Here is a 19,454-nt window from a genome sequence, read left to right as displayed (position 1 = left end):
TTGACTGAAAAAGAACTGTTCGAAATGTACAACAAAGATGTGTACCGGACGTGTTACTACATGCTCCATCATGCGCAGAATGCGGAAGATGTATGCCACGACGTTTTTATTACCGTCTTCCGTCAGGATTGGAGGAAGGTAGATTACATGAAAACATGGCTGATGAAAATCACAGTGAATCACTGCCTTAATTTTATGAAAAGAGAGCATGCATCCAAGCAACGGGAAAAAAGGCTTTTTATGCTCACGCCGCAACGAACGGTTGATCCGGTTGACGAGGTGGCTCAGCATGCGGAGGAATCGGATCTCTGGGAACAATGGGTTCAGGAGTTGCCTGAGAAAATACGTTCAGCCATTCTGCTACGCTATATGAACGAATTCAGTTTATCGGAAACGGCCGAAACGCTGGAAGTTCCGCTGGGTACGGTGAAATCAAGAATATATAAGGGAATTCGTCTGCTGAGGAAAAAATGGGAGAAGGCCAGCAAACAATATCAGAAAGGGGAAGTGTACAGTGAAACATACAGAAAAAAGATTGTCTCATCATCTGAAAAATGATGCGGATATCCATTATCCCGATTTTAATGCCATGTGGGATCAGATCCAAAAGGATCAAGAACGTTGCCCTGAGCTTCATGCTTCAGCGAGGAAAGAAAATGTACGTCGGAACCTGAGATGGAAAAAAACCACACTGATCGGAACAGCTGCCGTTGTTCTTATGGCGACACCTGTATATGCAGCAGTCCACTATGACTGGTTTGACCTGTTGGATCACCGGAGTGGTATCCGGAATGCGCTGCAAAATGGACTTGGACAGAAACTGAATCAATCGGTGACAGTCGGCGGGGTAACATTAACACTCGATACTGCCTTTACTGATGATAATCGTACCGTTATTTTGTATACCTTGAACCCCGGTAAGTACAAAGGGGATACGGTAAGATTCCCTTCGATCGGCCTTAGGGATGAGACGGGGAAGCAAATCGAAGGCAGGTATTATCATGATTTTGATCAGGCGAACGGAGTATACAAAGGTTATTTTGAAACGGAGTGGACACCGTCAGCAAAAGAGGCCAATGTTGATTTCACAGTAAGTGGAGTCCAGGTATTGGCTCCCGAAGAACAGGCAATTAACCTGGATCTTTCCCAGCGGCAGTCACAAGGGTTTGATATCCATAAAGACGGCTTGGGTAAACTTGCAGTGAGTGTATTCAACGAGAAAAATAATCAAGTGATGCTGTCTACATCGTTAACTTTTGACCAATCTGATGTCCGTGAGTATGCTTATCCTTTTTTAAAGATTTATGATCAGAAAGGACAGACATTAGATTCGGTTGCACCGAGTATAAGCGGTAAGCCAGGAGCGCATGGTGAATATATATCAGAACAGTTCTATAACCTGGACACGTTAGAGCAACAAGCCTCATCTTATGTACTCGCGTATCATAAAGAAGAAGGTAGAATGGATCAGCCCCTGAATATCGGTATACGATTAGATAAAACGGAGATGCTTAGCGGCACGAGCAAAAGAGTGTTGGATCTCCCTCTGGGCCAGCAATCGGAAGGGGTACTCGTGAAGGAGACCATCATTACGCCGACACAAATCCGGGTGATTCTTGCTCAGGATCGATCCATCTTGCAACTGCCCTATTTGAAATATGATCTGGATGTGAATGGTACCCGGTTGGAAGGTGCCGTATGGCCGTCAGATACTTCAAACCAAATGGAATTGCGCTTTGAAGTAAACCCAGGTCTGAAGATCAATCCGGATACCCCAATGACTCTGTATGCCCATCATCAAGTCCAATATATTGAGGGTGAGTTCGAGCCGGTTACTTTACCTGTAATTGGTGAGAAGCCACAAGTTGTGGATTCAAAGCTTGGCGGTTATACAATCCATTGGACATATTACCTTAAGGACGGGGATTTGTACGTGGAGAGGTATAGTGATGATCCCCATTTCGGGGGGATGAATCAGACCTTTATGCTCTTAAAGGGTGAACGAAGCTATGGTATGCCGACCAAGACCCAGTTTGCAGGCGACGGAGATAATCAGGGCATTGATCGGTATGAGAAGTATACATCGGATACGGCCGTTGTATATCCATGGATGTACAGTATAGAAGAACCGGAAGCTAAAATAGCTGTACCATTAGTGGAAAAGAAGCAAAAGTAGAAGGATTGTTATAATTAGACATGTATTCTATAGGTGAGAGAAGCATGGTGGTACATCCCAATTTAGAGTTGACAGTAAATATTTAGGAGATCTATACTTGGAGAAATTAAATAAGCAAACGCAATGATCAGGAGTATTAAGGTATATGGCGTGGTTCAGAGAACTGTCAATTCGGTGAGAGACAGTCCAGCCAGTCCCCAACTCACCTGTGAGAGGCAGGATCGAATGAGTTTTACGTAGATTCTGACGGGTAACCTCCGTCATCAGGTCATGAGATGTTATGGAAGGATAGGTTGTTATAATCCTGTCTATGAACAAAAAGAGTGGTACCGCGAAGGTCAGACCTGTCGCCTCTTAGCTGAGGCGGCAGGTCTTTTTGATGTTCTGTCAAGCTTAATTCCAGAGAAAAGGGCAGGTGCACAAGAGATGGATAGAGATCGAGAGCGCATTATTCAATATTATTCCGGATTTGATGAGTGGGGCAGGCTGGAGCGTGAACCCATCGAATTCATCATTAACATGCATTATATTCGCGAACATCTTCCGCCAAGCGGTCTGATTCTGGATAACGGTGCAGGGCCGGGGAAATATGCGATGGAACTCGCCAAACGGGGATACCAGGTTACGTTATCGGATCTTACACCTTCATCCGTAGAACAAGCACGAGAAAAGGCCGAAGCGTTTGGGCTGACGCAGCAGTTTGAGGGATTTCATGTATTGGATGCGACTCATCTGAACGGGATTGCCGATGAAACCTATGATGCGGTGCTTATGCTGGGGCCGCTGTATCATCTGCAACAGGAAGAAGCGCGGGAGGCGGCAGTGCGTGAACTTTATCGGGTAACAAAGCCGGGAGGCGTTGTATTTGTGGCGGTACAGACCCGGATGCGGATGAGTATCAACTCACTGCAATCGCCGCATCATTGGAGGCCCAATGACAGCATGGATGCGATCCGGTCTTTTGTAGAAAAAGGCACATTTGATCATCAGGATCAGGGCCGTTTTACGGGAGCATACTATTTTCATGTGCAGGATGTTGTGCCGTTCATGGAACAGCACAGCTTCGAGACTGTTCAGCTGGTTGGTTCCTCCAGCCTTAAAGCAATGATCACGGATGAACAGGAGCACTATTGGAAGGAACGGGGCGAGGAGCAAGAACTGCTTCAATACTTGATTGAGGTGGCCAAAGATCCTTCCATTCTGGGAATCTCGTCTCATCTGCTGTATGTCGGAAGGAAGTTGTAGAAGAAAAGTACCCTCTGGAAACAGAGGGTACTTGTATTTTTGCTCAAAATAGTCCAATATAAAGGTATATAACAAAAGGTGATCTACTTACAATAGGTTAGATGAACGACGGATCGCTTCATACACAGGGAGGAACATATCATGGAAATCGGAATTAGTACATTCGTGGAAACAAACCCGGATGTTAATACAGGAGAAGTAATTAGCCATGCACAGCGTATTCGTGATGTTGTGGAAGAAATCGTTTTGGCAGATCAAGTGGGTCTGGATGTGTACGGTGTAGGGGAGCATCATCGTTCGGACTATGCGGCTTCATCCCCGGCAGTCATTCTTGCGGCGGCAGCTTCGCAGACGAAAAACATTCGCTTGACCAGTGCGGTAACCGTGTTGTCATCGGATGATCCAGTACGTGTGTTTCAGGACTTTGCGACATTGGACGGTATTTCAAATGGACGTGCGGAGATTATGGCAGGGCGTGGCTCATTCATCGAGTCCTTCCCATTGTTCGGCTATGATCTGGGCGACTATGATGAATTGTTCGACGAGAAATTGGATCTGCTTCTGAAACTGACGGAGTCGGAAAAAGTAACCTGGTCAGGCAAACATCGCCCTTCCTTCAACAACCTGGGCATCTATCCGCGTCCAGTGCAGGAGAAGCTTCCGGTCTGGATTGGCAGCGGCGGTAATCAGGAATCGGTTGTCCGTGCAGGTCTGCTCGGATTGCCGCTGGTGCTTGCCATTATCGGTGGTCGTCCAAAACAATTCGCACCTCTGGTGGAGCTGTACAAAAAAGCAGCCGCACATGCCGGACACGACGCTTCCAAGTTAACCGTTGCTTCCCACTCTCACGGCTTTGTTGCCGATACAACCGATGATGCGGTAGAGAAGTTTTTCCGCCCTGCGCAAGCGGTAATGAACCAGCTGGGACGCGAACGCGGATGGGGACATTATGGCAGAGAAACATTTGATGCGGCACGTAGCCTGGAAGGTGCATTGTACGTAGGGGATGTGGACACCGTCGCTGAGAAAATCATCTATCTGCGCAAAGAAGTGGGCATCACCCGTTTCATGTTGCATACACCACTGGGTACACAGCCGCATGATGAGGTTATGCACGCGATCGAACTACTGGGCAAAGAAGTAGCGCCGAAAGTTCGTGAGGAAATTGCACGCTGGGAAGCGGAGAATCAGGAAGCACGCTAAGCCGGCTGTAGATGATAAAAATGATCTGAATTGATCTATTCATGTACACCGAAGTAGAGTAGCAAAAGAAAAAGGAGCCTGTCCTAAGCGTATTACGTACGCGAGCGGACAGGCTTCTTTTACGTTTATCTTTAACCGTTTCTACATGCACCAATCTTGTGTTTATCCATTCGCAGATTTGTTCACAAGAGAGCCTATAACCATCGATAACGTATGATCATAGAGGGTTTTGGCAGCTTCTTCGTTTTCAATATGTCCTCCCAGGTACAGATGTATCACACCATGTAAGGGAGCCCAGATCATGCGCACCGCAAGCAGGGGATCTTGCACCTGAATCATTCCTTGTTCAATGGATAATTCAACTAACCCAGACACCTGCTTCAGTGCAGTGGCTGTTCCCTGTAACGTCTCTCCGTCCGGTTTGAATTCGGAAAAAGAACCTCCAAACATCAGCTGATAGAAGCTGGATTGAGAAATGCCGAAGTCCCAGTAGACGTAGGCCAGATCACGAAAATATTGTTCGAACGATGCTTGCCGGGGAACAGCTTCAAAACGCTGGGCCATAACGGAGCATCCCTCTAAATAGAGATGTTTGGCTAACCCTTCTTTTTTGCCAAAAAGGTTATATATGATCTTGGTGGAGCATTCCATGCGTTCAGCTACGCGGCGTACCGTGACGGCTTCCGGTCCATGCTCTTGTAATAAAGCCGCAGCGGCATGCACAATATTTTGCCGAAGATTATCCGAGTGCTGCAGCCTTGCTTCCTGAAAGGTTGTTACCGTATGTGCAGATTCCGCGGAACCCGAATGTGTATCCTTCATTGATTTCATCCTCATAACCGTATTGTTGTTAAACAGAAACTGCGACGCTTCCTTTGCTTATGGTCATTCTACTGTTTTACGCCAGATCACGTCAATTGAATTGGATTCTTGAAAGTAAGCACTACATTCTGAAGTCGAGTTAAACAGATTGTATTTGACAGGATCATGAATAGTGGTTACGATGGTTCTATATAGAAACATTGTTTCCAATAGAAAACGTGTGTTCATATTCATGCAAAGGGTGGATGAGAAATGATAAAACAACATCAATGGGCACTTATTACAGGAGCTTCTTCAGGAATAGGTGAAGTTTTTGCACTCGAAATGGCTTCGAAGGGTAACCATGTTGTGCTAGTAGCAAGAACGGAGTCTAAGCTGGAACAATTGGCAGAACGAATCAAACGTACATATCAAGTAAGGGCAGAAGTGATCGTATCGGATCTCTCCGAATTAGACGCGCCACAGAAGGTACATGAGGAATGCCAGACACGGGGAATACAGATTGATATCCTGATCAATAACGCTGGATTCGCTACTCATGGATACTTTGAACAATTGCCTGGTTCCCGGCAACAGGATGAGATTATGTTGAACGTATTAGCTTTGACAAACATGACGCATCTTTTCTTGCCAAGCATGTTAGAGAAGGAGAATGGCACGGTTATTAACGTGGCTTCGACGGCAGCTTTCCAACCCGATCCGTTTATGGCGGTGTACGGGGCGACAAAGGCATTTGTACTTTCTTTTACAGAGGCGTTATATGAAGAAAATTGGAAGCGTGGGGTTCAATTTTTGGCACTATGTCCGGGTTCAACCGAGACGCCGTTCTTTGATGTGGTAGGTGCTAGTGAAGCTTCTGTAGGCAAACGGGATACACCTGAGCATGTTGTGGCCGTGGCCATGAGGGCGCTGGAGAAAGGCAAGCCATATGCAGTACCAGGAGCCCGAAATTACTGGACAGCACAGTTCTCCCGCCTCATGCCACGCAAGTCCATGCTGCGAATTGTAGGCAGCATGTTAAGACCACGATTCTAAGATTGCAAGTTAAAGCTACAAGCCTGAATTAAGCATAGAAGATGAACATTTTAGGCCAGAATGTCTTTGGCCCGAGCTTCCTTGATCCAGCTTGGAAATTCATTGAGCAGACGATCGTACAATTCTTCATCGCTGATTTTCGAGATGTCGTCCAGTGCGAAGAAGTTAGCGTTATCAATGAAACGCCCTTCCATATCATCGAGATTTTCCAAAACACCGTAATTAGCTCTACCCAAACCAACGAATTGCCAGAACAGATTTTTGGTTGAGCTTTCGGTAATCAATCGCTTGATTTTTCCTTTTTGACTAACCCCGCCATCGCTAAAAAAGATAATATACGTTGGAATCTTTACATTGGGTTCCTCGATGGTGTACTTATGAATGACATCTTGCATTACAGGAGGTTCGTTATTAGTACCTCCTTTGCTACCCAGCTTATATGTACGTTCAATATAATTCTCGAAATCTTTGGCGGTAACGCTAGGGGCACGTAAGAAGTCTTTGGCGAAGAATCATACGTCTAATTCTCCGTTATCATCCAATGCGGATGCAATCGCCAGTATCCGCTCAAAGGCTTCTTGCACGATGCCTTTACGATACAGATGGTACATGGAGCCTGATGCATCGAATACAACGGCAACACGTGCCTGAATAGGTTCAACCTTTTTCTTTTGGAGAGACAGGGTTACTTTATGCTTGAGCAGATCGATTTTGGTCAAGTTCAGTGGTGGAGGGCTCGGGACTGATTCAGCAACAGGTGCTGTGGTTTGGGAAGAGGCTGCTGCCACTTCAGCTTGTGCTGTGAGCAGAGCTTGTTCGGCTTCCGAGGCTTGGTTACTTTCAATCTCTACCCCGAAGGATTCTGCCAGGGGCTGTAATCCACCAAAGAAACCACGTCCGATGGTCCGAACTTTGAATCCGTCACGATACTTGTAAATTTCAATGAAAATAAGCGCTGTTTCTGCTGTGGCCTGCGTAATCTCATACGTAATCTGCTGGGAACCGGCTTGAACAACCGCCTGGCATGTATGAACATCGGCGAATGTATGTCCCGCATCAAGTGTAGCCGTGAACACACATTTTTCTAATGAGGTTTGCCGCAATTTATGCGTGTCCAGTACAAAAGTAGACTGCCATTCCTCTATCTGTTGCAAACGAACGCTGTTATGCGGGTCAGCCTCCTGATTGTAAAATACAAAATAGTCGTCCGATGGAACTTTTCCTGCTTCGTTTACCATGAAACAGCTAACATCCAGGGCAGAGGGGGCGGATGTGCACTTGATCGTCACCTGAAGCTGAGCGCATTCGTTGATGTTGGTATTCTGGCCTGTGTTTAATTGTATAAACGAATCTGTCATAGTCGGCTGCGCCTCTTTTCTCCAAAATAGTGGTGGAAAACAAACAGTAACAAGATAGATTCTGAACCATATGTTTCCACAAGTCAATGATTTCAGATATGCGCCTAGCCCTCCTCTGACTCGTACTTTTCCCGATGATTTTTCATCATTTTCACGTAGTCGGGATCTTTCTTCGCTACCTCCCACTGCGCTTTGAAAATGGCTGCTGCTTCCGCCTTCACCGGATCGTTCTGATAAGGCAGGATCGAGCCATCCTGCTTCGAATATTTGCGCCCGCCTTTATGATTGGTATAACGTCTCGCCCGAGTGTATCCCATCTGTAAAAACTTGCGAGCCATATCCATGCCAATGAAATCCCCCTTTTTCTTATACTGCAAAAATAGTTCATAGATCTTCTTCGATGACTCTGTCGCAATCTCAGGTGTTTTGAACCGCCAGTGCGGCAGAATCTCGCTTTTGTAGGGTTCCACCATGAGCACCCCTTGCTCGCCCCGGCCAACGGTATATAATTCAGGCTGCTTGCGCAGATCGAGTTCCTCGTAATTAAGACTGTAGTCAAATTTTTTCATCGGGATATCCTCCTTAGGAAATGGTTCGTTTACGCTCCCCACATGATCGTTGTAGGGTGACGTTATTGTGCCCTTTTTCCTTTTTACCCCGATTCTGATGTAACATGCGCGGTTAATGGGGAATAATAGAAGGAAATGTCAGGAGGGATAACGCGATGGGCATGTCGGGTAGATATGTGGTAGTAACCGATGAGTTGTTGAATTCCATTCAATCGGGAGAGGTTAGTGTGCATGATTGTCAGGTTGATCTGGATATTGATAAAACGTGGCAGATGCTACAGTTGACGTTGAATGGTAACCTCGTAGATGGAGAACCTCCGCTAAGTTATGTTGTGCCGCTCGCTAGTCAACAGTATTTGGGGAACTATTCGGATATGGATCTATTCTTGATTAATAACAAGCAGGTTCTTGAGGCTTATATGGCATTGGAGCAACTTACCCCTGAGGATGTGAGGACGCGTTTCAGCTTGGACAAGATGCTTGCTGAAGGGGTATATCCCGTAATGGAAGGTTGGGACGAAGAAGAGACTTTTCAGGAGATCGTGCAAACGATTGATCAGATACAGGCTTTGTTTCAAGTGACCGTAGAGAACGGCAACGGGATTATCTTTTACGTGTTCTGAAAGGGCTCTTTCTAAAGGGATGAATTCCGGTCTGTGTGCAATCATGGTTTGGAACAATGTTTGATTCATATGCCATCCGGTTATTGATACACACAAGGCAGTGCCTTGATGATATTCTGCTGAAGAGAGGGAGAGCGATTATGACACAAAATCAGAACGAAGAGAACAAAGCAATTCAAGACGATGAACCGGATCAATTCGAGACCCCTGTAACACCGGCAGATGAAGTGAAAGAGGAAGAGTCTGCGGAGGATCAGGAGCAGGAATAGTCTGAAAATATTACATGAAACAGCATGTTCCCACGCGCATGTTATGACATATGAGTGATAGAAGAACCAGAAGGCCGGACGTGTTCCGGCCTATTTGGCCTATTTTTATGCGTATCCGTTTACATTGCTTCCAAGTGCCCTCATAATATGGAATGAACCATATTTTGCTAAGGGGGAGATCCCAATTATGAGCCGAAAGTTAAGACAATGGATGGCAGTACCGCTTGTCCTGTTACTGGTTATTCTTACAGGTTGTCAGGCCGTGGGCGGAGTAGATGTTGGCCAAGCCATGGTCAATAACACCAATGTAAAATCCGGTGAAACCAAACAATCCATGCATATTAACATAGAACCGGACAAACAATTCGCAACCGACGAAGACCTCGAAATGATTAAACGAATCAATTCCATTTCACTCAACATTGATCATGCCAAGATGAAGGACGCCAACACGGCATCGCTCAAAGGATCAGTGAGCATCGAAGGAACGAAATTGCCTTTCCATCTGTCTATGGACAAGTCGGGCATGACCATCGATGTCGATGGAGCTCAGAAACCGGTTTACATATCTCTGGATACACTTGGGGGAGCAGAGACAATGCTTCTTCCTATAGATACAAAAGAGTTGGAGAAACAGATGCAAGAGCTTTCTCCAAAGGTATTAACTTTTGTCATGAAACATCTGTCCAATCCGAAAAACATATCCGTTACTCCTGTTCAGGAAGCCGTAAATGGTGAAACATTGTCTCTAAACAAGCTGCATATGGAGATTAACGGTGAAGAGCTGCTTGCGATGGTTAAGCCGTTCCTGACAAGTATCTCTAAGGATGAGCAAGGTCTCAAACAGTTGATTGGAGACTTGTATGATGTGCTGTACCCTGTTTTTGAAAGTTATATGGGCTTGGAAGGTATAGAAGGAGAAGGTATGGAAGACGATGAAATGACTTCTATCTTGCCAAAATCGAAGGAAGAAGCAGTTACATCCATCTATGCCATGATCAAAGAAGGTTTGGACAGCATTCTGGTGAATTATGATCAGGAACTGAACAACCTGCTGAAAGATACACCGGAGCTGAAAACAGTATTTGGCCCTGAAACCAAATTGAATATGGACTTCTTCCTGGATAGTAAACTCGATATTCGCAAACAAAAGATGTCTTTGAAGGTGGCTGTGCCTGCATCAGAAGACTTGCCAGTGCGTTCTGTAACGGTTAGCGCAGACAGTGAGCTATGGAATATCGGCGGCGCGGTCACTGTCGATGAAGTGGATGCTTCCCGTGGTGTGATGGAACTAACCGAAGGGGAAGTTACACCAGGTCAGGTGCTTAGAAATTTTGATTCGAATTCATTCGTCTATCAATTCCTGAAGAATGAGATGAAAATTTCAACAAAAAGCATCTTCCTTCATCCGGGTGAAGAAAATGGAGCAATAACGGTCAAAAATACAACCTTTGTGCCACTTCGGTATCTGTCCGAGCAATTGGATGCAGAAGTGAAATGGACGAAAGGCTCGAAACAGATCGTTGTCATTGACGACATCACTGGAGATGAGATCGTACTGACGGTAGATTCTCCGAAAGCAACCGTTGCGGGGCAAGAAGTCACGATGGTGGAATCCGCCTTTGTTGGCAAAAACGGCAAGACTTATGTGCCGCTTCGTTTCATGGCAGAATCACTTGGAGCCACGATTGAAAAAGAACAAGATACAGGCTGGATTTTCATTGATCGTCCATAATACAATGTGAATCGTTATAAACGATGCGTGAATTGAAAGGGGATTTCAGAGAATGCCAGATTTCTCGTAATGATGTAGAAAAGAACAAGGCGCAAAAATTCCGTTAGACCAACACGGGATACGTCTGTCCTTTTTGACCCATTACGAGGAGCTTCGGCGTTTGATCTGAAAGGATGAAACGACAAGGGAGTACCTCTATTGGAGGTGCTCCTTTTTGTCGTGTCATCACAAAGTAATCCCTTAGAGGTGTTCTATATGAATCATGGTTTTACGATTGTTGCTAATTCAGTAATGTTACGTCCCTTTACCTTGCAAGACCAAGCCGCGCTGGCAACCTTGACACATCAGCCTGAAATTACCGACCTGTTACCCGATTGGAAGATGACAGAAGAGCAATTAAGTGAATTTTTGCAGTTTGTCGTAGGGAGTTATGAACAGTTTGATCCGCAGGATGTACGGATTATGCTTGCGGTAATACATCAGGAGAGTCAGCAGTTGATCGGTTGGTGCGGTGTGTTTCCTAACGATATGCTTGATCCGTCTGATCGTGAGGTAGCTTATGCCATTTCACGCGATCACCGCAACAAAGGTTATATCACTGAGGCGGTACGAGCGTTGACAGCATATCTATTCGAACATACGTCGTTAAACCGGATTGTGGGCATTGTGAAGACATATAACCCGTCTTCTCGCAAAGTGCTGGAGCATACAGGCTTCCAGTATGTGAATCGAAGACTCCTGTCTGATGGGGAGGTCTATGATTATTTTGAACTTCACAGCACGGATTTCAATGGGAAAGCCACTGGGCGGATTAAACCCAAACCATTATCGATAAACCTGCGCCGAGCAGAACACGAAGATGCCATTGTACTGACAGAAATCTGCACACGTGCTTTTGATCATGCCATGCAAGTCTGGGCGAATGGAGAGCAGGACTTGGATAGCAATCTTTGTCCTCCGGGTTATAATGCTGTTCGCTTACATGAGTATGTCATTCGTGAGTGGGACTACTATGTAGTGGAAGCAGATGGCTGTGCAATCGGTGGCGTGAGCATAAATGTGCTTGGAAAGGGAATCGCAAGGTTGGACAGAATCTATATCGACCCTGTCTTCCAAGGGCGCGGAGTAGGCTCACAAGTGATCAGACAGATTGAGGCTGTGTTCCCGCATATCCTGCACTGGAGGCTGGAAACTTCTAGTCGGCAGACGAGTAATCATCACTTCTACGAAAAGCTCGGTTATGTTCGCATGTATGCCTCCGATGCAGAGTACGGTTATGAGAAGAAGATCGTTACCAGGAGCGGGCAGGATGATCCAATTCAGGAGCATGAACATGTTCAAGCCAATTTGGATTCGATGTGGTACAGCTCCAGTACAATGAGGAACAGCCGCATCACCGATTGTAATCTGAGTGGAAGCAAACTAACGAACCTGAATATGACGGAAATGTTGCTTGCAGATTTACGTTTAACAAATACCAAGTTTGAATTCTGTGCTTTGGACGGGGTTCAGTTCCAAGATACACATCTTGGTGACGACCGTGTGCCAATGCAGTGGAGACATTGTGATTTGGGAGGCAGTCGTTTTGTCGACTGTGATCTTTCAGGTGTTGAGCTTGAGGCCTGCCAAGTGTCAGGAATGAAAATTAATGGGATTCCCATCGAGAAATTAATGGAGGCATATGAGTTGTCGAAGCCATGTTAGAGTCTAATTTGAAAAGGGTATTGAAATATGGATGATCTAAAAAATCATTAGGAGGTCTATACCATGACAGAACGGTTCACCAATAAAGTGGTCTTGATTACAGGAGGTGGCTCGGGGCTTGGCCGGGCGGCTGCAGTAGAGGTCGCGCGAGAAGGGGCAAAGCTATCTCTGGTGGATGTTAACATGAAGGCACTGGAGGAGACCAAGCGGGTAATTTCGGAAGAAGTGAACGGAGCTGAGTTTCTGTTGATCGAGGGAGACGTAGCCAATGAGGAAGCGGTTAAGAACTATGTTCGGGATACCATGGTCAAGTTTGGGCGCATCGATGCCTTTTTCAACAACGCGGGTATTGAGGGCAAGCAGAACCTGATCGAAAACTATGAAACCGAGATGTTCAACAAGGTAATCGACATTAATTTAAAAGGTGTATTTTATGGCTTGAAACACGTGTTGCCTGTGATGAAAAAGCAAGGCGAAGGCTTTATCGTCAACACCTCCTCCGTGGGTGGTATTCGCGCTGTGCCTAATCAGATCGCTTATGGGGCAAGTAAACATGCCGTTGCAGGCATGACCAAGGATGCTGCGATTGAATATGCAGAGCATGGTATTAGCATCAATGCAGTAGCTCCAGGAGCCATTTTGACAGACATGGTTATCGGTTCATTCAAACAGATTAACCCAAATGACTGGGAGTCGGCGTCCAAAGAGTTTGTAAAGGACAACCCGGCCAAACGTCTGGGTGATCCCAAGGAAGTCGGACGTTTGGTCGCATTCCTGCTGTCCGGTGAATCGCCATTTATCAACGGAGCCATCATTCCGATTGACGGTGCACAATCTGCCAAGTACTAAATCAGTCAGGATAAGATCATGAAAACATAAATGTGCCCTTACAAGCCATATTAGTGCTTGGAAGGGCATATTTTGTTGTTTAGATTTCATCGAATGACATTTTTACTGAATCCGGTGCTGCCAGCCGTATAACCCATCCTCTGATAAAATGCATGCGCGGCTTCACGATCCGCACGATTGCCGCTGTTTAGCGACAGAGAGTCCGCCTGCTGTTCGGCCGCCCACTGCTCAGCTGCGAGTAGAAGCTGACGGCCGATACCGGAGCTGCGGTAATGCTCATGAACAACCAGTGCCATGATGCGGCAATGTCTGCCGTTCTTTTCATATGAATAGGATGTCTGCATGCCAATCAGTCCCACTACACGTCCGCGCACTTCGGCTACCAACGTTGTAAAATTGGCATCAGCAGCGATATGAGCGTATCTTTCCTGCATCTCGGCGTAGGTTGTGGGGTATCCCAGTTGATCCATGAGAATAACCATGTCCTGTACATCCTGTTTGGTGCTATGCCGAATATTTACATCGAGACTCATACACGCGACAACTCCCCGGAACGTTGTTTAAGAGACAGATCAATGATGGTGTCGAGCAACTTGGCAAAAGAAATCCCGGCAGCGGCTGCGCTTTTGGGCAGCAGACTGTTCCGTGTAAGCCCCGGTAAGGTGTTTACCTCCAGCACGTAAGGCACTCCATCCCGAATGAGCATATCCACCCTGGCGTAGACACTGCATTTGAGTACGTTGTAACAAGTTAGCGCTGCGGCTTCTACGCGCTGATGCAGCTCAGAAGGTAATTGCACGACCTGCTCATCCGCACCGTTATCATCATATTTAGCTGCATAATCAAAAAAGGCAGCATTGGCACGAATCGAGATCACGGGTAGCATTTTACCGTCTACAATGGCGCAGGTAATCTCTTCACCCTCAATATATTGCTCAATCATTACACTGTTATCCCAGGCAAGAGCAGCTTCTACTGCTGCAGGCAGGGCTGATGGCTCATGAACGATCTGTGTTCCAATGCTGGAGCCGCCTGAGTTGGGTTTAACTACGACAGGGTACGTTAAGTGCTGGACAGCCACAGAGGACAGATCTTGCATTCGATTCACTTGAAGCCAGTCTCCGGTGAGTACCCCTGCTTGCCGCATGAGCTGTTTGGACATGTCCTTATCCATGCATACGCTACTTGCAAGTACGCCGCAACCTGTATAGGGAATGCCTAGGGATTCAAGCGTGCCTTGCACCGTGCCGTCTTCTCCGTATTTTCCGTGCAGGGCAAGCAAGGCTACATCAATTCCATCCGATTTATCGATCAAATCGCGTTTGGAATTCAGCTCAATCGGTATGATCTCGTATTTACTTCTGTCCAGATTCGCAATCATCTCCTGTCCGGTGAGCAGGGATATATCCCGCTCTGAAGATGTACCGCCCATAATAACGCCGACTCTCATGTGAAAATCCTCCTTAATGTTATTAAATCAATTCATCATGCTCGCAACGGTTTCCCCGATGATACGGATGCCTTTGCGGATGTTCTCGTCACTGACTCTGGAGAATCCAAGCCGCATGGTGTGAAGCCCTTGACCAGGCTCCAGATAAAAGGTATCTCCAGGAGTAAAGGTTACCCCGTTTACTTTACAGGCAGCTAGCAACTCTCTTGTTCGCACTTCTGGTGGAAACTGCACAAACAGATGCAAACCGCCTGCTCCGGATATTTGACACATCGGCAGATGCCGTTTTAGACAATGCACAGCGAGTTCATATTTTCGCTTGTACTCTGTACGAGCCCGTTTTAGATATTTTTCAAAATTGCCGTTGCTTAAATATTGATATAACAGAGACTGATCCAGAGTAGACGTATGAATACTGCGCGCCCGCTTCATGCTTTCCAGATAATCGATCAATGTAGCATCCGCGATAATCCAGCCCACACGCAGTCCGGGAAACAATACTTTGGAGAAGCTGCCGAGATAGACAAGGCCGTTACCCTTACCCATACTGGCGATCAAGGGTGAGACATGGGAGCCGGAATAACGAAGCTCTTCGTTAAATCCATCCTCAATAATCGGAACTTGATATGCGTTCATTAAACGTATAATTTCAGTTCGTTTTGCAGGCGAAGTCACGATTCCGGTCGGGTTGTGATATGAGGGCACAAGATATGCCAGATCATATGCACTTCCAGCCAGTTGTTGCTCTAGCTGCTTCAGATCCAGGCCATCCGGTTCCATATCGATACCGGTTAGCTGAAACTGGTGCAACTTCAGGTTTTTGATCGCCGTGTGATGTGTAGGATTCTCACAGAGTGCTTTGCCGCTCTTCTTGCGCAATGCTCCAAGTACCAGGTCAAAACCCTCCGTAAACCCGTTCGTAATCAAAATATCCTTACCTGTAAGGTCGACCCCTTTGTTTTCCATGTAGTTCATCAAATAATTCATGAGCGGTTTGTATCCTTGGGCGTAGCCGTAATTAAGTAAAACTTCTCCTTCAAGTGACATGCGATCCAGGAAGGCCCGTTTCACATTTTGAAGATCAAACAGTTTTTCATCCGGCGCGATGCTGGTAAAGGAAATTTCGCCGCGCTCGGCTCCTGAGCCATGTTTCATCAGATCATATTGCTCTGCCTGAATTGCATAATCGCTAACCTCCGCCGTCCAATCTAGTTGCCAATGGATTGCATTGGTCTGCTGCGTTTCAATAAGTGTGCTGACGTAGTTACCCTTACCTTTGAGCGCATAGATCAACCCTTCCTCTTCAAGCTCTGCGTAGGCGAGCAGAATGGTGCTTCGGCTTACCTTCATTAACGTGCTCATTTCACGGGTTGAAGGCAGTTTCTGATTAGGTTGCAAACCGCCTTTTAACATTAACCGTTTCAAATAATCTTTGACTTGTATATATACAGGGCGGTCCTCCGTCAATTGCAGGTCGGAATACATCCCATCACTCCCTCTACTGGTATCTTGCCATATTATAAACCCAGCAGAAAGAACCACGATACCTCTGTTTCGTAGCTAAAGTGGCCTGAGTTGTACGCACAACGGGAAAAAGCCCTGGCTCATATGCCGGGCTGGAGGTGAAACCTGTTCAATTCTATGGGTGTAATACTATTCTGTTCTAGCTACAGTTGCATGTTCTGACTAGTCTCTAGAAATACCTGTCTGTATAATTCTAAGTGGATCGACTTCCTATGCGATATGCTTTGTCTATATTATTCTAATTCTAGATGATAAACTTGATGCTGTATTAAAAAGAAATCTTAAAAGGCTAATTATTGCCACTCAATGCTTGCTGCAATAGGTTTTCGTAAAGATGGTGATTCTACAATCTACTTCAAAGCTACGGTTCTTACTAACTGTACTCTTCTCGTGTGCACGTCACCGAATTCAGTATGAAAAAGATGAAAAATGGTAGGCTCTATAAAACGAGCGTGGATACAAAGACATATGTCTTTGTGCCCAAATTCTTCCTCATACCCCTATAGTACCACTTTGAATCAGGGAAGTTAACCTTTTTTTTGAAATATTTGTCGCAAAAGCGAAAATTCCGTGAATTGTACTTCTTTTAACTCGAAATGGTGTCGGATTATGATATGTGTTAGGATGTATTTCTATAGAATATAAGGAAGTGAAATGGATGATTCAGATTACGGTTCCTACACCAGATGTGACCATTACCAAGCAGGAAAATCCGCAGTTAAGCCACATTTATGGATTTACTGATTTTCACCTGATTACGCGCGAGCAAGGCGGAATTTACATGTTTTATAATGCCGCAGGTGAGTTGTTATTTGTCGGGAAAGCGCGAAAATTAAGACCGCGAATCAAAAAGCATTTTGAAGATACGGTATCTCCAATGAAGAATCACCGCGACGAAGTCACAAAGATTGAAGTTTGTTTGGTAGAAGATCCAATGGATCGTGAAATTTATGAGACCTATATCATTAACACGATGCGGGCGAAGTATAATGTAGACAAAGTTCTATATAAGTAAGTAAACAAGTTTATTTAAGGTGCACAAGCAAGAACGTAAGCTTGAATGCATTTAGGACATATGTCCTAGGTTCGTATGCAGGTGGACAGGATGTGATCCATGGATTGCATCCAACTCCATTCCCTTTGCAAATATAGTTCTACGTAACAAATATAGAAGCTAAAAAGTTCACTTTTCAAGGAAGTAGCACTAGAAAATGGGTTTCACAGATTTACCCAATACATAAGAAGAGGTGATTGTGTTGATCGGTCGTAGCGGTAATCCTACACTTAAGGACAGCACGTTTGAGAACAGAGGATATGGAGGGGATCGGTACCAGAACTACATGACGATTAACGGCACGGTGAACAAAGCGTTCATCACGTTGATCATTTTGCTGGGCAGTGCATTTGCAACCTGGATGATGTTTTTCAAAGGACAAGAAGTGATGCCGCTTGCCTATGGCGGGTTAATTGTCGGTTTTATTTTGGCGCTAATTATTTCGTTTAAACCGGTGGTATCTCCATATCTTGTACCGATATATGCGGTAGCAGAGGGGATGTTCCTGGGTGCACTTTCGGCAAGTTATGAGTCTTTGTACAACGGAATTACGTTACAAGCAGCTTTGCTAACCATGGCGGTGTTTGTTGCCCTGTTAACAGCCTATAAAACGCGGTTAATCAAAGCAACAGAGAACTTCAAGTTAGGCGTAGTGGCTGCAACGGGCGGTATCATGATTATGTATTTGCTTAGCTTTGTGCTCGGTCTGTTCGGCATCACGGTTCCATATCTTCATGAGAACAGCCTGATTGGTATTGGCATCTCGGTTGTGATTGTCATTGTTGCTGCGCTTAATCTGGTACTGGATTTCGACTTTATTGAAGGTGGTGCAGAACAAGGGGCACCCAAGTATATGGAGTGGTACGGTGCCTTCGGGTTGATGGTCACGCTAGTTTGGCTTTACATCGAGATTCTTCGTCTGCTCAGCAAACTGCGGAGCCGCGACTAGAAGCACTGCTCAGCAGTGAGCCGAGCTATAAGATTGTATCTGGTTTGATTGTGTTGCGTTGGTAACTTAAAGGGCTGCGTCAGGTCAATACAATAGACCTGAGCAGCCCTCTTTGAGTTGTTCGGCTTGCGGGCGGTTATTACCGTGGAGAAAGCTGGACCGAAGAGGACATCAAGAGCCGAATTGTTGAACTTCGGTTTGCTCCGCAGGAGCGTTTACATACAGGAGATACTGTGATTGGCTATGCTCCAACTGCTCATCGGTTACATGAGATACATCATGAAGCGAATATGGAGGTAGGTAGTCTGCTCCAACATAACGTGCCAGTGCCTCCAGAGGCCGTAATAGCTCTTCAATCGTGAAGCGGTTGGTTCCGGCTGACTGATAAGATTCAGCTGTACCAAAAGTCGAAACGGCTGCGCCTATCTGTTTTCCTTGCAGCTTGCCCCCGTCAGGCCCATAGGCAAATCCGGCTTGAAGCACGGTGTCGAACCACCACTTCAGAAGTGGCGGGCTACTATACCAATACAACGGGAATTGGAAGATGATGCGTTCATGCTGCTCCAGTAGCAACTGTTCATGGCTTTCATTGATCGTTCCTTTGGGGTACTGGCGGTATAAGTCGTGCACGGTAATATGATCATGCTGCTGTAATTCTTGTACCCAAGCCTGATTAATCCGTGATGAGGCCAGATCGGGATGAGCGACAATAATTAACGTTTTCATAGTTATCTCTCCATTCTGCGGAAAATGTGTTCGCCCTTACATCATAGTCAATTAACTTTATAAAAGTAAGTACGCACTTTTTAGTTCAATACTTACAAAGTAGTAAGTAAGCTGAAAAAGGCAGCCCCGCATGTAAAATGTACCCCTTGTAAAGGACAAATTA

At 45.7% G+C, this 19,454-nt stretch carries 18 protein-coding genes and 1 pseudogene; 12 read left to right on the top strand and 7 right to left on the bottom strand.

Features of this window, described 5'->3' with window-relative positions; all coding sequences use genetic code 11:
* From H7T88_RS05375 to H7T88_RS05360, 4 genes are all read left to right on the top strand, one after another.
* Window positions 1-558: an RNA polymerase sigma factor gene (locus tag H7T88_RS05375; protein WP_221787499.1), complete on the top strand. Its 558-nt coding sequence runs from the start codon at window positions 1-3 to the stop codon at window positions 556-558.
* A complete protein-coding gene (locus H7T88_RS05370; protein ID WP_221787497.1) occupies window positions 515-2,176 on the top strand; it encodes a DUF4179 domain-containing protein in 1,662 nt (553 codons plus the stop codon). Before H7T88_RS05375 ends, H7T88_RS05370 begins: the two co-directional genes overlap by 44 nt.
* Before the next feature lie 426 nt (window positions 2,177-2,602).
* Complete coding sequence (locus H7T88_RS05365; protein WP_221787495.1) at window positions 2,603-3,421, top strand: class I SAM-dependent methyltransferase; 819 nt, start codon at window positions 2,603-2,605, stop codon at window positions 3,419-3,421.
* Window positions 3,422-3,562: 141 nt separating this feature from the next.
* Entirely contained in the window at window positions 3,563-4,624 is a 1,062-nt protein-coding gene (locus tag H7T88_RS05360; RefSeq protein ID WP_090921199.1) for an LLM class flavin-dependent oxidoreductase, read from the top strand.
* A gap of 162 nt (window positions 4,625-4,786) precedes the next feature.
* Here H7T88_RS05360 and H7T88_RS05355 read toward each other — a convergent pair whose 3' ends face one another.
* Entirely contained in the window at window positions 4,787-5,446 is a 660-nt protein-coding gene (locus H7T88_RS05355) for a TetR/AcrR family transcriptional regulator (RefSeq protein ID WP_221787493.1), read from the bottom strand.
* A 252-nt stretch (window positions 5,447-5,698) separates the two neighbouring features.
* Here H7T88_RS05355 and H7T88_RS05350 point away from each other — a divergent pair, with 252 nt between their 5' ends.
* Complete coding sequence (locus H7T88_RS05350; RefSeq protein ID WP_221787491.1) at window positions 5,699-6,481, top strand: SDR family NAD(P)-dependent oxidoreductase; 783 nt, start codon at window positions 5,699-5,701, stop codon at window positions 6,479-6,481.
* Window positions 6,482-6,531: 50 nt separating this feature from the next.
* Here the strand turns inward: H7T88_RS05350 and H7T88_RS05345 are convergent.
* Window positions 6,532-7,839: pseudogene (locus H7T88_RS05345) on the bottom strand (VWA domain-containing protein).
* A 104-nt stretch (window positions 7,840-7,943) separates the two neighbouring features.
* The gene (locus tag H7T88_RS05340) at window positions 7,944-8,408 is read right to left on the bottom strand and encodes a DUF4385 domain-containing protein (protein ID WP_154889912.1); all 465 of its coding nucleotides are present in this window, start codon (window positions 8,406-8,408) and stop codon (window positions 7,944-7,946) included.
* A gap of 155 nt (window positions 8,409-8,563) precedes the next feature.
* On the opposite strand from H7T88_RS05340, the gene H7T88_RS05335 reads away from it, so the two are divergent.
* The 5 genes from H7T88_RS05335 (at window position 8,564) to H7T88_RS05320 (ending at window position 13,588) form a co-directional block, all read left to right on the top strand.
* A complete protein-coding gene (locus H7T88_RS05335; RefSeq protein ID WP_154889914.1) occupies window positions 8,564-9,031 on the top strand; it encodes a DUF1877 family protein in 468 nt (155 codons plus the stop codon).
* Window positions 9,032-9,171: 140 nt separating this feature from the next.
* The gene (locus tag H7T88_RS28635; RefSeq protein ID WP_260510730.1) at window positions 9,172-9,300 is read left to right on the top strand and encodes a hypothetical protein; all 129 of its coding nucleotides are present in this window, start codon (window positions 9,172-9,174) and stop codon (window positions 9,298-9,300) included.
* A 187-nt stretch (window positions 9,301-9,487) separates the two neighbouring features.
* Complete coding sequence (locus tag H7T88_RS05330; RefSeq protein WP_221787489.1) at window positions 9,488-11,035, top strand: copper amine oxidase N-terminal domain-containing protein; 1,548 nt, start codon at window positions 9,488-9,490, stop codon at window positions 11,033-11,035.
* Between the two features lie 255 nt (window positions 11,036-11,290).
* The gene (locus tag H7T88_RS05325) at window positions 11,291-12,739 is read left to right on the top strand and encodes a GNAT family N-acetyltransferase (RefSeq protein WP_221787488.1); all 1,449 of its coding nucleotides are present in this window, start codon (window positions 11,291-11,293) and stop codon (window positions 12,737-12,739) included.
* Window positions 12,740-12,802: 63 nt separating this feature from the next.
* On the top strand, window positions 12,803-13,588 hold the full coding sequence (locus H7T88_RS05320) for a glucose 1-dehydrogenase (RefSeq protein WP_221787486.1): 786 nt from the start codon (window positions 12,803-12,805) through the stop codon (window positions 13,586-13,588).
* A gap of 86 nt (window positions 13,589-13,674) precedes the next feature.
* On the opposite strand, the gene H7T88_RS05315 is transcribed toward H7T88_RS05320, so the two are convergent.
* The 3 genes from H7T88_RS05315 to pdxR are packed head-to-tail and all read right to left on the bottom strand — an operon-like array spanning window position 13,675 to window position 16,523.
* Window positions 13,675-14,121: a GNAT family N-acetyltransferase gene (locus H7T88_RS05315; protein WP_260510729.1), complete on the bottom strand. Its 447-nt coding sequence runs from the start codon at window positions 14,119-14,121 to the stop codon at window positions 13,675-13,677.
* Complete coding sequence (locus tag H7T88_RS05310) at window positions 14,118-15,038, bottom strand: D-alanine--D-alanine ligase (RefSeq protein ID WP_221787484.1); 921 nt, start codon at window positions 15,036-15,038, stop codon at window positions 14,118-14,120. The genes H7T88_RS05315 and H7T88_RS05310 overlap by 4 nt, the downstream gene beginning before the upstream one ends.
* Before the next feature lie 27 nt (window positions 15,039-15,065).
* Complete coding sequence (pdxR, locus tag H7T88_RS05305; RefSeq protein WP_221787482.1) at window positions 15,066-16,523, bottom strand: MocR-like pyridoxine biosynthesis transcription factor PdxR; 1,458 nt, start codon at window positions 16,521-16,523, stop codon at window positions 15,066-15,068.
* A 697-nt stretch (window positions 16,524-17,220) separates the two neighbouring features.
* Between pdxR and H7T88_RS05300 the strand changes: the two genes are divergently transcribed.
* Complete coding sequence (locus tag H7T88_RS05300) at window positions 17,221-17,577, top strand: nucleotide excision repair endonuclease (RefSeq protein WP_090921395.1); 357 nt, start codon at window positions 17,221-17,223, stop codon at window positions 17,575-17,577.
* Between the two features lie 241 nt (window positions 17,578-17,818).
* On the top strand, window positions 17,819-18,565 hold the full coding sequence (locus H7T88_RS05295) for a Bax inhibitor-1/YccA family protein (RefSeq protein WP_221787678.1): 747 nt from the start codon (window positions 17,819-17,821) through the stop codon (window positions 18,563-18,565).
* Window positions 18,566-18,736: 171 nt separating this feature from the next.
* Here H7T88_RS05295 and H7T88_RS05290 read toward each other — a convergent pair whose 3' ends face one another.
* Entirely contained in the window at window positions 18,737-19,291 is a 555-nt protein-coding gene (locus H7T88_RS05290) for an NAD(P)H-dependent oxidoreductase (RefSeq protein ID WP_221787481.1), read from the bottom strand.
* Window positions 19,292-19,454 lie beyond the last annotated feature (163 nt).

It is taken from the genome of Paenibacillus cucumis (ex Kampfer et al. 2016) (genome assembly GCF_019748695.1).
GTDB lineage: Bacteria > Bacillota > Bacilli > Paenibacillales > Paenibacillaceae > Paenibacillus > Paenibacillus polysaccharolyticus.
The sequence above is the reverse complement of the archived record's forward strand: the minus strand, read 5'-3'. Positions and strand labels throughout refer to the sequence as shown.

Bases quoted from the DNA above. Each gene is read 5' to 3' on its own strand.
- H7T88_RS05365 (WP_221787495.1), top strand. From the start codon at position 2,603: ATGGATAGAGATCGAGAGCGCATTATTCAATATTATTCCGGATTTGAT.
- H7T88_RS05360 (WP_090921199.1), top strand. From the start codon at position 3,563: ATGGAAATCGGAATTAGTACATTCGTGGAAACAAACCCGGATGTTAAT.
- H7T88_RS05355 (WP_221787493.1), bottom strand. From the start codon at position 5,446: ATGAAGGATACACATTCGGGTTCCGCGGAATCTGCACATACGGTAACA.
- H7T88_RS05350 (WP_221787491.1), top strand. From the start codon at position 5,699: ATGATAAAACAACATCAATGGGCACTTATTACAGGAGCTTCTTCAGGA.
- H7T88_RS05340 (WP_154889912.1), bottom strand. From the start codon at position 8,408: ATGAAAAAATTTGACTACAGTCTTAATTACGAGGAACTCGATCTGCGC.
- H7T88_RS05335 (WP_154889914.1), top strand. From the start codon at position 8,564: ATGGGCATGTCGGGTAGATATGTGGTAGTAACCGATGAGTTGTTGAAT.
- H7T88_RS28635 (WP_260510730.1), top strand. From the start codon at position 9,172: ATGACACAAAATCAGAACGAAGAGAACAAAGCAATTCAAGACGATGAA.
- H7T88_RS05330 (WP_221787489.1), top strand. From the start codon at position 9,488: ATGAGCCGAAAGTTAAGACAATGGATGGCAGTACCGCTTGTCCTGTTA.
- H7T88_RS05325 (WP_221787488.1), top strand. From the start codon at position 11,291: ATGAATCATGGTTTTACGATTGTTGCTAATTCAGTAATGTTACGTCCC.
- H7T88_RS05320 (WP_221787486.1), top strand. From the start codon at position 12,803: ATGACAGAACGGTTCACCAATAAAGTGGTCTTGATTACAGGAGGTGGC.
- H7T88_RS05315 (WP_260510729.1), bottom strand. From the start codon at position 14,121: ATGAGTCTCGATGTAAATATTCGGCATAGCACCAAACAGGATGTACAG.
- H7T88_RS05310 (WP_221787484.1), bottom strand. From the start codon at position 15,038: ATGAGAGTCGGCGTTATTATGGGCGGTACATCTTCAGAGCGGGATATA.
- pdxR (WP_221787482.1), bottom strand. From the start codon at position 16,523: ATGTATTCCGACCTGCAATTGACGGAGGACCGCCCTGTATATATACAA.
- H7T88_RS05300 (WP_090921395.1), top strand. From the start codon at position 17,221: ATGATTCAGATTACGGTTCCTACACCAGATGTGACCATTACCAAGCAG.
- H7T88_RS05290 (WP_221787481.1), bottom strand. From the start codon at position 19,291: ATGAAAACGTTAATTATTGTCGCTCATCCCGATCTGGCCTCATCACGG.